We start from the raw sequence: 13,799 nt of genomic DNA, 5'->3' as shown, positions 1-13,799 counted from the left end.
ACATCAGGTTCGATGGGCAAGATCACGGGTTTTCTGGAAATCGAGCGGCACGACCGCAAGTACGCGCCGGTTGCGGAACGCGTAAAGAACTTTGACGAGTTCGTGATCCCGCTTACCGAAAAGGAGACGCGCGACCAGGCCGCGCGCTGTATGAACTGCGGCATCCCCTATTGCCACGGCACCGGTTCGGTCGCGCCCGGCACGCCCGGCTGCCCGGTCAACAACCAGATCCCGGACTTCAACGACCTCGTCTACAACAGCAACTGGGAAGAGGCCTCGCGCACGCTGCACTCCACCAACAATTTCCCCGAATTCACCGGCCGCATATGCCCTGCCCCGTGCGAGGCGTCATGCACGCTGAACATCGACGACAACCCCGTCACCATCAAGACCATCGAATGCGCCATCGTCGATCGCGCCTGGGACAACGGCTGGCTGAAGCCGGAGGTCGCGGCGCAAAAGACCGGCAAGAAGGTCGCCGTGGTCGGCTCCGGCCCCGCCGGCCTCGCCTGCGCGCAGCAGCTCGCGCGCGCCGGCCACGAGGTGCACGTCTACGAGAAGAACGCCAAGGCAGGCGGTCTCCTTCGTTACGGCATCCCCGACTTCAAGATGGAAAAACACATCATCGACCGCCGCCTGGCGCAGATGCAGGCCGAGGGCGTCACCTTCCATTACGGCAAGGCGGTCGGCGGCAGCGCAGCCGACGCGATCGACCCGGCGCAGCTCGTCAGGGATTACGACGCCGTGGCTTTGACCGGCGGCGCGGAGGCCTCGCGCGATCTGCCGATCCCCGGCCGCGATCTCGGCGGCATTCACTTCGCGATGGATTTCCTGCCGCAGCAGAATCGCCGCAATGGCAATGAGAAATTCGACGCGCCGGACATTCTCGCCACGGGCAAGCATGTGGTGGTGATCGGCGGCGGCGACACCGGCTCCGACTGCATCGGCACTTCCTTCCGGCAAGGCGCCAAGTCGGTAACGCAGCTCGAGATCATGCCGGCGCCGCCGGAGCATGAGAACAAGGCGCTGACCTGGCCGAACTGGCCCTTGAAGATGCGCACATCGTCGAGCCAGGCCGAGGGCGCCAGGCGCGACTATGCGGTGCTGACGCAAAAGTTTTCCGGCACTGAGGGCAAGGTGACCAAGCTGCATTGCGTGCAGGTCGACGACAAGTTCCAGCCGGTCGCCGGCAGCGAATTCGAACTTGACGCCGATCTCGTGCTGCTGGCGATGGGCTTCGTGCATCCGGTGCACGAGGGCCTGCTCAAGACGCTCGGCCTCGACCTCGACCAGCGCGGCAATGTCCGCGCCAATACGCAGGACTACCAGACCTCGCTGCCCAAGGTATTTTCGGCCGGCGACATGCGCCGCGGCCAGTCGCTGGTCGTGTGGGCGATCCGGGAGGGACGCCTGTGCGCCCGCGCCATCGACCAGACGCTGATGGGAGCCACCACGCTGCCGCGGTGAGCCGCGCAACGCCGTTGCTCCGCCGCCGTCGTCTGGCTCGCCCGGCAATAACTCTGGGCCCGCATGATGCCAGTTCGGATTGGCGCGCGTCATCGAGAATCATTCCAGCGCGCGATCTCGTGCCGGCATCGACGAATTTTTCCGGTCACGCCAGCAGTCATCCACACGCCCAAACGTAACCGTGCACAGAGACAATCTGTGAATTGATCGCCGTCCTCCGCACGTTACTCTCACGACAAAGTGGGGGGCGGCGAAAGTGACGGCATCGCGTTGGATAGTTTTCTGGATCGTCATCATCCCGACCCTGCCGGCGCAAGCGATGTCACGTCGCGTCGCCATCAGCGCCGGTTCCTTCTTCGCCGCCGCCGTGCGCTGCGAGGAGCAGCATTTGATTACGTCCGGTCAGATCGACGACCTTCTGAGGGCGCTGGACCCATATCTTTCGAAATCCGACAAGGCCAACATGGCGGCCGGCCATGCGCGCGGCGCGAAGGATTCGCAGGTGTTCGTCGTGGCCGAGAAAAAGTGGATGAGCTTCACGGCCGATGCTACGAGCTGTTACCGCGTGCAGGGCGTACTCGACGACTACAGGGCGCAGCTCGGGGGATAAGACCGCAACGACCCGCGCCAGTTCATCAGACATTTCTCCCGAGCTGCGTCTCATGCGGGGCCGGCCCAGCAATCTATCGCGAGAACAAGTCCGAGAAAAATCCGGCCGGTCCGGAATTGGCGGGCGAGCGCGTTATGGCGCGCGGTTTCGACGCCTGCCGGGGCGACGGCGGGGGGCGGAATCCCGACGATCCTTCCGATCGGGCCTGCTCGGCGGAATGGGCCGGATGCGGCTTCTTCGGCGGCGACGCCGGGGCCGTGGCGTCATTCGGCGCAGCCGTCGCCACCGGAGCGTCGGCCTTGGCCGGTTCGAGGCCAACCTCACGGCGCGGCCAGACGAAATCGTCGGCACGCCCGGCCGGCGCGGACAACGGTTCGCCCTTCACCAACGTTCGCGCCGCCAGCCCATCGATCGCGGCGGGACGGCTGCCGGGGCCGCCGAGCAACTGATCGGTCCCGACCGAGGATGCCACCAGGGGTATGATCGGTCCGGCCAGCGGACGCGGTGCCGGCTGTCCCGGTTTGACGTCGGTGTCGGGCGTGCCGGGCTCGCTCGGGATTGCGACCGGGCCAGACCGGGCCGCCAGCACGCGCGTGATCTCGCGCTCGACATAATGCGCGAGCTTGTGCGCGCCGGCCTTGGTGAAATACACGCCATCGTAGGACCGCAGCCGGCGGGTCTGGCCTTCGAAGTCCGGTCCCTGCTGGACGTAACGGCCGGCCTCATCGACGAATCCGTCCCAGATATCGACATAAGTGATGCCCGCTTTATCCGCCGCGTCGCGATAGAGCGAGTCGAGAAACAGCATGTCGGATGTCGATTTGGTGCCGCGCACGGCAGGCAGGCCGACCCAGAACACCGGCACGCCCTTCGACTTGAGGACCGCGATCATCGCGTCGATCTTCCGGCTGTAGAGCTCGGTCCAGCGATCGCTGCGAAACTCGGCGACACCGCTGGGCGAGCGCGCGCTTTTCTCCCTGGCGGTCGTGAGCTGGTCGCCGTCGGCCTCGTCGGGCGGCAGTTCGGAATCCGCCGGCTTGTCGTCCGACTTGGCGGCGGCGTCCGTTTTGTCGTTCTTGTCCGCGTCCTTCTTGTCCGCGCCGGCCTTCTTCTTGTCCTCCGCCTTGCCGCTCTTGTCCTTCTCCGGCGCTTCGCGAATCGACATGCGGTCGTGCAGGCCGAGCATGACCACGATGGCATCCGGTTTTTCGGTCGCGAGAATGGCTTTTGCCGCAGCCTCCCAATCGGCCGGCTCGCCCTTTGGCTGATAGCGAATGAGGCCGGAGACGGTCTTGTGCTTGCGGATCACGCCCATGTCGGGCGTCTCATTGAGAGCATCCTCAAGGCCGTAAGCAAGCCAATCGGCCATGGCGTCGCCGAGCACCAGCACATTGCGCTCGGGAACGGTGTCGCGTTTTTCGGGCGGCGGCGCGTGCGAATAATTCTCGGCCGGCCGCTGCTGCTGGTGCCGCTGGTGCTGCTGCCTCGGCGGCGGTTGTTGAAAGGGTGCGAAGAACGGATTGTCGGAGCCGAACCAGCCGCCACCTCCACCGCGATGCGCCGGACGCTGCTGCTGGAATCCGAAATCGAAGAACTGCGCCGACGCGGGCGCGGCGACCAGCGTCGCAACGACGAAGGCCAGCACGATCAATAACCCACGTTCGGTCAGGCGGCGAAGCAGCGATTTCGGTCCGGGCATGTGCGCGATCGCAAAGAGAGTCTGACGAAGACTGTAATAGCGGAATCGGGCCGCAAGCGGGCGACTTTCGCCTCATAAGCCGGGCATCGGCCCGCGGCGTCAAGAGCGCGCCGGCGTGCCGGGTCCTGAAGCGCTACTGCCGCGCCCCTGACAGACCTTCACCGCCGCCGCAGCCGTTCCAGCACGTCGGACGACGCAAATCCATCGGCAGGCGCCCCGATCGAAGCCTGAAAGCCGCGCAGCGCCTTCCGGGTCAGGCTGCCGATCTGGCCGTCGGGGGTTCCGCGATAGAATCCTTGCCGGGCCAGAAGCTGCTGCATTTCCAGTCGCTCGGCCCGGGACAGCACCCGTTCCTGCCGTGGCCACGGCTGGACGAACGGCGCCCCGCCGCGCAGCCGGTCGGCGAAGTGGCCGATCGCCAGCGCATAGGCCTCCGCCGGGTTGTACTTCATGAACACCCGGAAATTCTGCAACATCAGGAAACCGGGCCCGTCGGCGCCGGCGGGCGCGAGCAGATAGGCGCGGTCGGCGGGATGCGGGAACGTCTTGTTGGCCACGCGCCGGATGCCGAGATGCTCCCACTGCGCGAGCGTCATCGCCTTAGCGCGATCCGCCAGCATGTAGTTGAAGTTTTGGGGCACCACGACCTCGTAGCCCCAGGTCTTGCCGGTCTGCCAGCCGTCCTTCTTCAGGTTGTTCGCGGTGGACGCGATCAGATCGGCGGGATCGTCGACCACGTCGCGGCGGCCGTCGCCGTCGCCGTCGACCGCGTAGCGCTTGAACGCCGTCGGCATGAACTGCGTGGGACCGAACGCGCCCGCCCACGAGCCGCGCATCTGCTCCGGTCGCAGGTCGCCACGATTGAGAATTTCAAGCGCCGCCAGGAACTCGTCGCGGAAATATTTCTGGCGACGGCCGACGCAGGCCAGCGTCGCGGTGGATCGCAACACGCTGCGATCGCCCATCCGGGTCGAATAGTTCGACTCGATGCCCCAGATCGCCGCGATTGCGTAACGATCGACGCCATAGGTCTTCTCGGCCGCGTCGAACTGCGGCTTGTAGGTCGCGAGGATTTCGCGGCCGCGCGCGAGCCGCGCGTCGTTGACCAGGATATCGAGATAGTCCCAGATCGCCTTGGTGAACTCGGGCTGCGAGTCCATCAGGTCCATGATGCGCAGATCGGGCGACAGTCCCGCGGTGAAGCGCTCGAAATTCCGGCGCGTCACGTGACGGCGTGCCGCGTCGGGCCACATCGCCGCAACGCAGTTCGGGAAATTCGCCGCGGCCCGACGAATCGCGCTCGCGGTCATCAGCGGATGACCCGATGCGCCATCCTCGCCGCTCCAGGACGACGACGCCGAGTTCGCGGGCCGGGGCGCCGGAGCAGGCTGAAGCGCTTCCGATCCTCTGTGCGGGGCCGCCGATGCGCTCCGTGCGCCTTTTGCGAGCGAACCGGTGAAGAGATTGTCGAGAAAGCCCTGAATGGGGTCGCCGTTCGACGTCTGCGCGCGCGCCTCGCCCGGCAGCGCGAGCGCCGCAAGTGCCACGACCGCCGCCGCCATTCCTGTTCCGCGCATCCGCATCACCGTCGCAACCATGCCTGACCCGTATCAATGAGTATCCCCGATCTCAGGAGGCCCTGTCACGGTTTCCATCGGCTTAACGATGGGTCTTTTTTCACGGAGAGATGACGACATTTGGTCGCGGTTGGACCGATCCTGCCATCCGGCCGCCACCACAGATCCGCCTTTGTTCGGCGCTGCAAAACCGGCTAACATCATATCAACAGACCGCACTCATCCCGCCCGCAAAACAATCCGCAGAATCGACATGAAAATCCGCAAAGCCGTTTTCCCCGTCGCCGGCCTCGGCACCCGCGTCCTTCCCGCCACCAAGGCGATGCCGAAGGAAATGCTCACGATCGTCGATCGGCCGCTGATCCAGTACGTGGTCGACGAAGCCAGGGAAGCCGGCATCGAGCACTTCGTTTTCGTCACCGGCCGCAACAAGGGCGCGATCGAGGATCACTTCGACCGCCAGTTCGAACTGGACGAAACGCTGAAGGCGCGCGGCAAAAAGGCCGAGATGGAGGTGCTGGCGCAATTCCAGCCTGAGGCGGGCGCCGTGAGTTTTACCCGGCAACAGGCGCCGCTCGGGCTCGGCCACGCGGTGTGGTGCGCCCGCGATATCGTCGGCGAGGAGCCTTTCGCGGTGGTGCTCCCCGACGAACTGGTGCTGAATACGCCGGGTTGCCTCAAGCAGATGATGCAGGCGGCGGAGAACCTCGAACCGAAATCCAACATCGTCGCGGTCGAAGCCGTGCCCGACGACATGACCCACAATTACGGCATCTGCGGCGTCGGCAAGCGCAGCGGCAATATTTTCGAGATCGACGGCATGGTGGAGAAGCCGCCAAAGGGCACGGCCCCCTCCAATCTCTCCATCACCGGGCGTTACATCCTGCAGCCCGAGATATTCAAGATTCTGGAGACCCAGGAACGTGGTGCCGGCGGCGAAATCCAGCTCACCGACGCCATGATCGCCCTGTCGAAATCGCAAGCCTTCCACGGTCTCGAATTCGCGGGCGAACGCCACGACTGCGGCTCGCGCGCGGGTTTCCTGCGCGCCAACATCGCATTCGGGATGGCGCGCGCCGATCTGCGCGACGGCTTGCGCGCGGAAATGCAAAAATATCTCAAGGCGTAAAAGCCGTGCCGAACTACGATGCCCTGCGCGACTACTTGAAACGGCAGACTGCGGTCGAGTTCGTACTCGGTTTTGCGCAGATCGAAGAAATCATCGACGCGGCATTGCCTCGCGCGGCCCAGCGCGCGTCATGGTGGGATACGACACGCGCGCCGGATGAAAAGATGCCGCAGCGCGAGGCCTGCATCGAGGCGGGCTATATCGCGACACGCCTTGGCGACAACGAGGGCGTGCGTTTCCGCAAAGCGGACGCACGACGGCCGCGCTTCAAATAAGCCTCTCGGGCCAGTTCAATTTCACCAGATCGTGCAACTTAACGACGAATCGAATTAACCATTCGGGCGCGAACGCGGCGGGACTAGTGTCTCCGATAACCACGGAATACGAGTTCATGACCTACGACGCGCCTGTACGGAAGACCGATACATCATCGCGGGTGCAAGCGCTGGACCTGCTCCGCCTCGTCGCGGTGCTCAGCGTAGTTGTCTATCACTATGGCTTTCGCGGACCCTCGACCGGCGATTTCACCCACGTCGCGATTCCCGAGATCGGCACCTTTGCGATGTACGGATTTCTCGGCGTTCCGGCGTTCTTCGTGATCAGCGGTTTCGTCATCGCCTATTCGGCCGAAGGGCGCACCGCCACCGGTTTCGCCATCGCGCGTTTCAGCCGTATCTATCCGACTTTCGTACTCTGCATGACGCTCACATTCCTGACCGTGCTGATGATCGGCCAACCCGATTTCACAACCAGCGCAGGCCAGTGGATTGCCAACCTGTTGATCGCCGCGCCGGCGCTGCATCATCCCTATATGGACAGCGCCTACTGGTCGCTGGTCATCGAGGTGACATTCTACGCATGGGTCACGGTGCTGATTGCAGCCGGGCTGTTTCCGCGCCGCATCGATGCGATCGTTCTGGCTTGGCTGTTCCTCTCGATAGCCAACGAATTGACCATCGACGCGCGTTTCATCGAAGTAGTCTTTCTTGCGGATGACGCCGGCTATTTCGCGACCGGGCTGATGATCTACGAGTTCTACCGCGGCCGGCGCGATCTCATGCTTTACGGCATTCTCTGTCTGTCGGCCGGTGTGGCGGTCTTCCACGCGGTTCATTCGCTGGCCTGGCTCCGCTCGCACTCCGGCGCAACATTCGACGCATGGATCGTGGCTGCGATCTGCCTCGCCTCCATCATGACCATTCTGCTGGCGACGCAAATCAAGCGGCTTCCGCTTTCGCCGCAACTGGTGATCGCGGTCGGCGGAATAACCTATCCGCTGTATTTGCTGCATCAGCAGATCGGCTACACGCTTTTTGTGCGGATGGCCCCGGCCAACGCCAAACTCGGCGTGACCGCGATCATCCTCGGCATCGGCTTCGCCAGCTGGATTCTCTGGCGATATGTCGAAGGACCGCTCCAGCGCGTAATCCGGAGCCACCTGACCGGCTGCGCGGCACGGCTGGGATGGCCGTCAAAACCGGAGTTGGTCGCGCGTTCCAATCCCTGAGCCGGCCCGCATACTGGAACACGCTGGATTTTTCACGCATTCGTGTGGCCATCGAACGCTGGCAGCCGCAACAATCCGGCTCGCATGGCGTAACTAAAGCGATCCGGCAAGGGACCGCTACAATTCCGACCGTTCACGCGTCTCCACTCCTATCCGACGTCCCAGAGCCCCGAGAGGACAATTCCATGCGTAATCCGTTCGGCCGTAATGCCCTCACTGTCGCCGCTGTTGCCGTCACAGTTGCATTGTCGTGGTTCCTCGCCGCGGGGCCTACCCGCGCCGCGGAAGACGCCGTGATCATTCCGCCGCCGACCCTGGATGCGAAGGCTGCCGACGGCATCCAGACCGCAGTCGTCGCCGGCGGCTGCTTCTGGGGCGTGCAGGGTGTGTTCCAGCATACCGCCGGCGTGGTCAACGCGGTCTCGGGTTATGCCGGCGGCGCGAAGGGGACCGCGACATACGAAACGGTGAGCACCGGGACCACGGGACACGCGGAGTCGGTCGAGATCAGGTTCGACCCAAAGCAGATCAGCTATGGAAAAATCCTGCAGATATTCTTCTCGGTGGCGCACGATCCGACCCAGCTCAATCGCCAGGGGCCGGACACCGGCACGCAGTATCGCTCGGAGATTTTTACGCTCACCGACGAGCAGAAGACGATCGCCGATGCCTATATCGCCCAGCTCGACGCCGCCAAAGTCTACAACAAGCCGATCGTGACCAAGGTTGGAACGCTGCAGGGATTTTTCCCGGCCGAAGCCTATCATCAGAACTACCTGACGCTGCACCCCAACCAGCCCTATATCGCGTATTATGACCTTCCGAAGATCCGGAATTTGAAGACAATCTTCGCGGGCAACTATATCGAGAAGCCGACGCTGGTCAGCAGCGTCAAGGCGACCGACTGACTGCCGCGGCAAAGGAGGATCCATGCCAGACAGCAAGACGATGCCGCCCAAGATCACCAAGAGCGACAGCGAATGGCGCAAGGAGTTGACGCCGATGCAATACGCTGTTCTGCGCGAGAAGGCGACCGAGCGACCATTCTCCGGCGAATACGAACATGAGCGCCGCAAGGGCACCTATGTCTGCGCCGGCTGCGGGCAGACGCTGTTCGAATCCGACGCCAAGTTCGATTCGGGTTGCGGCTGGCCAAGTTTTACCGCTCCGGCGACCGACAGTCATGTTGATGAAGAGCGCGACGTCAGCCTCGGCATGATTCGCACCGAGGTCCTGTGTTCGAAGTGCGACGGCCATCTCGGCCACGTCTTCGACGACGGTCCGGGTCCGGCCGGTCTGCGTTACTGCATCAATTCGGCGGCCTTGAAACTCGAGCCCAAATAACGGCGCAGGCTGCCCTGAATCCGACCTTGCCCCGCGTAACCGGGCTCCCGGTTGCGCGGGATATGCTTGGCCGTCCGGCGCGACCTGGCTGGAACAACTGGCCGCCTCCGACCTATGGCATTGATATCAATATATTATTCTGAAATATCAGGTTCGGACCCCGGATTCACTATTCCGGCTTCAGAAGGTCGCAATTTCCCCTCCCGCCACCTATATAAATGAAACATCACGGACATGCTGTATGCCGGGCGACCGCCAATGGGCCCTCGCTATCAGCATTGCACGTTCTCGAAAGCGCAATTTGTAGAGGTTCCCGCCATGGCATTCAGCTTCAAGAAATCCGCCGAACTGTTCCCGGCTGCGATCCGCAAGAAAAAGCGTGCCGGCTTTGCCTACCGCCGTTTCGACACCGCGGCCGATGCAGTTCGTTTCGCGATCGAGGAGTTGCCGGCCGACTCGCTGAACGGCGCGTATCTTCAGGTGGACGAAGCCCGCTTCGATCAGAACGGCATCCGCTCGCTCTATGAGAGCCACGAATTTCCGCTGCCCCGCAAGCCAAAGCCGGAGACGGCCTCGCAGGATGCAGCATAACATCTCCACTGGAGCCTTCTCGCTTCTGATGGAATCAGAAGCGAGACTCTATGATTTTGATTTGACGCGTTTTCTTCGCGCGAACCGGTACCCGTCCTCGGGTCAAGCCCGAGGACATGCTTCGCTCGAAAACGCTTTAATGCGGCTGACGGTCGAGCCAGCGTCTCAACATCCGCATATTGCGGATGTTGGCGCGGAACATCACGTCGAAGGCATCGCCGGCCACCGGCACCAATCCGACTACCCCGTCAACCGCGACGTTGCCGAGCATCCGCGCCGTGATATGCCAGGGCGCGCCGAGCGCCCGCGCTTCACGCACGAGCCACAGCGAGATCGCGGTGGTGAGGATATCGCCGATCACCGGCACCAGCCCGATCAGGCCATCGATGCCGTAACGGATCTTCGTTCCCGGCACGACGAAGGCGACGTCAAGCAGCTTCGCGATCGCCTCCAGCCGCACCAGCCGCTGCTCGCGGGTGAGCGGCTGGAACGCCGCGCTAAAATCAAAGCCGGACGCCGACGGGCCGTACTGGAACGCCGCGAATGCGCCCGCATCAAAACCGTCGGCGCCCTGCGGTTCCGGATGAATTTCACGACCATCCTCATCGATGATCTTTGTGTGTCCCGACGATCCCCGGGACCGGGCGGCGTTGCGCGGAAACAGGTCGTCGTTCGGCATGGATTTCATGATTTTCACATGGGCATTTTCGACGGCTTTCGCAAGCTGCGTCACGCGGCCACGCACGATCACGATTATGCCTCCTGCTCCGCCCTCCTCCTCTTCCGCGAGCCGCTTGGCTTGGGTGGAGTAATAGAGATCGTCGCAGTCAAGCCTTGAAACGCATGCTCAAGATAACGTCTGGACGTCGCCGCGCTCGGCGATATGATCCATGGATGGGGCTTAAGTTAAATGAAATTCTGCGCGGTACCGGCATCAGCGAAGCTTCGCTGGATAGGGTGCGTATTGGCAGCGGTGTCGTGGGCAGGACCAGCGCCGTAGCCTTCGTGGCGATGGTTGGCTTTGCCGTAATCGGCTACTCCCTAAGAGACCCGCTGTATCTGATCGCTTTAGCGCTGATAATGGCTGGAGTGTTCAGCAGCTATTTCATCGGCATCATTAGGGTCAGGACTCATTGATCAGAGCCAAAAGATGACGGCGGCTGCGATGCAGATGGCTGACAAGAAGGTATGGGCGCATCGGTCGTAGCGTGTATGGATGCGCCGCCAGTCCTTCAGCCTGCCGAACATGTTCTCGATCTTGTGGCGCTGGCGATAGAGCACACGATCATGCTCGATCGGCGTCTTGCGATTGGACTTCGACGGAATGCATGCCGTGATGCCGCGCGCGGCAAGCGCCTGGCGGAACCAGTCGGCGTCGTAGCCCTTGTCGCCGAGCAACTGCCTAGCGGGCGGTAACGCATCGAGCATCAATGCAGCGCCCTTGTAATCGCTCATCTGGCCTTCGCTGAGCAGCAGGATGACGGGACGTCCCTGACCATCGCATACGGCGTGCAGCTTCGAGTTCAGGCCGCCCTTGGTGCGCCCGATACGCCTGGGAACAGGCCCTTTTTAAAAAGGCTCGCAGCGGTGCGATGCGCCTTTAAATGCGTGGCATCGATCATCAACCGGGATGGTTTGCCGGCCTTGCGGGCCAGTTCGGCGAAGATTTTATTGAACACGCCGAGCCGGCTCCAGCGCACGAACCGATTGTAGATGGTCTTGTGCGGGCCATACTCGCGCGGCGCATCGCGCCAGCGCAGCCCGTTTCTGATGACGAAGATGATGCCGCTGATCACCCGCCGGTCATCGACCCTCGCGATCCCGTGCGATAACGGAAAATACGGTTCGATCCGGCGCATCTGCGCCTCTGACAGCAAAAACAAATCAGTCATGGCGGCGTCTCCCTCACGACACCAGTGAATCAGCCAATCAGGCAAACCGCAAGAAAATTAATGGGTCCTGATCCTAGCATTACAGTTGCCGTTTTGATTTGAAGTGAGCGCGCTGAGCGGCAGCCTGGTGAGCCCTGCGCCAGCAAGACCATGCGATGATGTGTGCGGGTTGGATCCGCTTTCGCGCGAGTCGGATGGCAACGCGGCGAATTTCCTGGATCGACCAACGGATCAGTGGCGGCGTGGTGATGCTTTGGCTTTTGCCGGCGGGCGGCGTTTGGTTTTTTTGGGTGGCGGATTAGCGCGATGTCGGATCGCCGCCATCATGGCGAAGGCGAGCATCACCAGGGACACATGACGGTGCCACCCATGCCAGGATCTGCTCTCGTTGTGATCGAGGCCGAACTCGTTTTTCGCGGTTTCAAAGCTGTCCTCGATTGCCCATCGATGGCCTTCAACCGCGACCAGCGTTTCAATTGATGTGCCTGCTGGACACCAGGTGGTGAAGAAGGCGAGGTCATCGTCGGCGATGCGACGGCGGATCAGGAGACCGCGCGTCCACACACCATCATTTGTGCGGTTGAACTGACCGGCCTCGAGATCGGCCAATTCGAGATAACACCAGTCGTGCAGCCGCGGCCCTTTGGTTCCGGCTCCCGCCGACAGGCGCTTCCAGTCAGATGAGCGCCGCGTCCGGGCGATGTCTGCAGCCGTCCCGGCGACCGGCGATCGCTTGCCCCAGGATCGAAACACATGAGCGCTGCTGACCCCAAGCACGTAGCCTTTGCCTGCCCGACGCAGTTGCTGTTCGATGTCGCCAACACCGTAGACGGTATCACCGGCAACCCACTTGAATGGGACAGACGCGGCTATCGCGCGTGCGATCATTCTTGTCGCAAGCTTCGGTTTGGTCGCAAAGCCGACGTCGGCAGGCACATATGCGGCTTTTAGACGGTCGGGATCGTCGGTCCATTCCTTCGCAAGATACAACGCCCGATCGATGAACGCATGACCATGACGCGAAACGTAGGTCGCGAAGACCCCGATCTGGCAGTTCGTAATCTTCCCTGCCGAACCCGTGTATTGCCGCGCCACGCCGCAGGACGCTTTGCCCTGCTTGAGAAAGCCGGTCTCGTCGATCACCAGCACCGCATCGTCATCCGCCAGATGCTCGATGACATAGTCGCGCACGATATCGCGCAGGGCATCCGCGTCCCAATCTCCACGACCCAGAATGGCCTGCTGCCGCCAGGGGCCAGGATCGCCTGCCGCCTCGGCGCGCATCCAACCGGTCTTGCGCGGCTCGTCTCCGAGCAGGCCTTCCAGGAACAGGCCGGCATTCGCTGCAATACGCTGTTGCGTGAACAACGGACGTATCCGCTGCTTGATTTCTCGAAGCGACGCCGCCCACAACGCAAGCGTCTCCTCAATCGACGCTGCTTGCGTCCATGATCTCCGAATCATGGTTGCCTATGGATTCAGACGTCTCTCAAAAAGGCAACTGTAGTGCTAGATTTGCGAACAAGAACCCCGACCTTGCTCTATTGGAAGGGGCTGAATTAGTACGCTGGCGTCAGATAGAGATGGCGGCAAAGGACCCAAAAGTAATTACTCAAGAATCTTCGGCATCTCAGCAAATAGGGCTCGACTGAGATGCCCAAAAGTTTTTTCATGATTAGCGTGAATTGGGTTGCCACCCAGAGCACAATGAAAAACATCCAGACTATTGACCTTGCACTGGGCGAACTCGGTGACTGGCTGAGGTTTAGCGGCTCGTGCTGGATACTGCTCACCGACAAGTCCAGTCGGGATATCTTTGCGTCGCTCAGCAAAATCCTGAATAAGGATGATTCCGAAATCATTGCGAAGATTGACCCTACCACCGTTAACGGATGGGCACCCAAGTGGATTGATGAGTGGATCAACTCCCGTCGCTCGCAGGTTCTCTAAGCTGCTCAAGGGCATCTAAACAATCAAGAAGCG

15 protein-coding genes are annotated in these 13,799 nt (G+C 62.1%); 10 read left to right on the top strand and 5 right to left on the bottom strand.

Annotated features, from left to right (window positions below; genetic code table 11):
- The first annotated feature begins 12 nt into the window (after positions 1-12).
- Both V4R08_RS00565 and V4R08_RS00560 read left to right on the top strand, forming a co-directional pair.
- A complete protein-coding gene (locus V4R08_RS00565) occupies positions 13-1,467 on the top strand; it encodes a glutamate synthase subunit beta (protein WP_335577543.1) in 1,455 nt (484 codons plus the stop codon).
- Positions 1,468-1,723: 256 nt separating this feature from the next.
- Positions 1,724-2,077: a hypothetical protein gene (locus V4R08_RS00560; RefSeq protein WP_335577542.1), complete on the top strand. Its 354-nt coding sequence runs from the start codon at positions 1,724-1,726 to the stop codon at positions 2,075-2,077.
- 73 nt (positions 2,078-2,150) lie between these two features.
- Here V4R08_RS00560 and V4R08_RS00555 read toward each other — a convergent pair whose 3' ends face one another.
- Both V4R08_RS00555 and V4R08_RS00550 read right to left on the bottom strand, forming a co-directional pair.
- Entirely contained in the window at positions 2,151-3,776 is a 1,626-nt protein-coding gene (locus V4R08_RS00555; RefSeq protein ID WP_335577541.1) for an SGNH/GDSL hydrolase family protein, read from the bottom strand.
- A 158-nt stretch (positions 3,777-3,934) separates the two neighbouring features.
- Positions 3,935-5,353, bottom strand: a complete 1,419-nt coding sequence (locus V4R08_RS00550; RefSeq protein ID WP_335577540.1) for a lytic murein transglycosylase — start codon at positions 5,351-5,353, stop codon at positions 3,935-3,937.
- Positions 5,354-5,606: 253 nt separating this feature from the next.
- On the opposite strand from V4R08_RS00550, the gene galU reads away from it, so the two are divergent.
- From galU to V4R08_RS00520, 6 genes are all read left to right on the top strand, one after another.
- Positions 5,607-6,482: a UTP--glucose-1-phosphate uridylyltransferase GalU gene (galU, locus tag V4R08_RS00545; RefSeq protein ID WP_335577539.1), complete on the top strand. Its 876-nt coding sequence runs from the start codon at positions 5,607-5,609 to the stop codon at positions 6,480-6,482.
- Positions 6,483-6,487: 5 nt separating this feature from the next.
- Positions 6,488-6,757 carry a hypothetical protein gene (locus V4R08_RS00540; protein WP_335577538.1) on the top strand — a complete coding sequence of 90 codons (270 nt, stop codon included), beginning with the start codon at positions 6,488-6,490 and terminating at the stop codon, positions 6,755-6,757.
- A gap of 86 nt (positions 6,758-6,843) precedes the next feature.
- The gene (locus V4R08_RS00535) at positions 6,844-7,989 is read left to right on the top strand and encodes an acyltransferase family protein (RefSeq protein ID WP_335577537.1); all 1,146 of its coding nucleotides are present in this window, start codon (positions 6,844-6,846) and stop codon (positions 7,987-7,989) included.
- Positions 7,990-8,174: 185 nt separating this feature from the next.
- On the top strand, positions 8,175-8,897 hold the full coding sequence (gene msrA / locus V4R08_RS00530; RefSeq protein ID WP_335577536.1) for a peptide-methionine (S)-S-oxide reductase MsrA: 723 nt from the start codon (positions 8,175-8,177) through the stop codon (positions 8,895-8,897).
- Between the two features lie 22 nt (positions 8,898-8,919).
- A complete protein-coding gene (msrB, locus tag V4R08_RS00525) occupies positions 8,920-9,333 on the top strand; it encodes a peptide-methionine (R)-S-oxide reductase MsrB (RefSeq protein WP_335577535.1) in 414 nt (137 codons plus the stop codon).
- A gap of 318 nt (positions 9,334-9,651) precedes the next feature.
- The gene (locus tag V4R08_RS00520) at positions 9,652-9,924 is read left to right on the top strand and encodes a hypothetical protein (protein WP_335577534.1); all 273 of its coding nucleotides are present in this window, start codon (positions 9,652-9,654) and stop codon (positions 9,922-9,924) included.
- Positions 9,925-10,060: 136 nt separating this feature from the next.
- On the opposite strand, the gene V4R08_RS00515 is transcribed toward V4R08_RS00520, so the two are convergent.
- The gene (locus V4R08_RS00515) at positions 10,061-10,612 is read right to left on the bottom strand and encodes a DUF4112 domain-containing protein (protein WP_442935672.1); all 552 of its coding nucleotides are present in this window, start codon (positions 10,610-10,612) and stop codon (positions 10,061-10,063) included.
- A 206-nt stretch (positions 10,613-10,818) separates the two neighbouring features.
- Here V4R08_RS00515 and V4R08_RS00510 point away from each other — a divergent pair, with 206 nt between their 5' ends.
- The gene (locus V4R08_RS00510; protein ID WP_335577533.1) at positions 10,819-11,061 is read left to right on the top strand and encodes a hypothetical protein; all 243 of its coding nucleotides are present in this window, start codon (positions 10,819-10,821) and stop codon (positions 11,059-11,061) included.
- On the opposite strand, the gene V4R08_RS00505 is transcribed toward V4R08_RS00510, so the two are convergent.
- Together V4R08_RS00505 and V4R08_RS00500 are read right to left on the bottom strand one after the other, a co-directional pair.
- Positions 11,062-11,816 (bottom strand): IS5 family transposase gene (locus tag V4R08_RS00505; protein WP_335577532.1). Its coding sequence is split into 2 segments (ribosomal slippage): positions 11,062-11,483 and positions 11,483-11,816, totalling 756 coding nucleotides; the frame shifts between segments, so codons are not numbered across the junction.
- Positions 11,817-12,047: 231 nt separating this feature from the next.
- Entirely contained in the window at positions 12,048-13,280 is a 1,233-nt protein-coding gene (locus V4R08_RS00500; RefSeq protein ID WP_335577531.1) for an IS701 family transposase, read from the bottom strand.
- Between the two features lie 243 nt (positions 13,281-13,523).
- Here V4R08_RS00500 and V4R08_RS00495 point away from each other — a divergent pair, with 243 nt between their 5' ends.
- Entirely contained in the window at positions 13,524-13,766 is a 243-nt protein-coding gene (locus tag V4R08_RS00495) for a hypothetical protein (RefSeq protein WP_335577530.1), read from the top strand.
- Positions 13,767-13,799: the final 33 nt, after the last annotated feature.

This window comes from Nitrobacter sp. NHB1 (assembly GCF_036964665.1).
In the GTDB taxonomy this organism is placed as follows: domain Bacteria; phylum Pseudomonadota; class Alphaproteobacteria; order Rhizobiales; family Xanthobacteraceae; genus Nitrobacter.
Note: the sequence above shows the minus strand (reverse complement) of the source record. Positions and strands in the feature narration are given on the sequence as shown.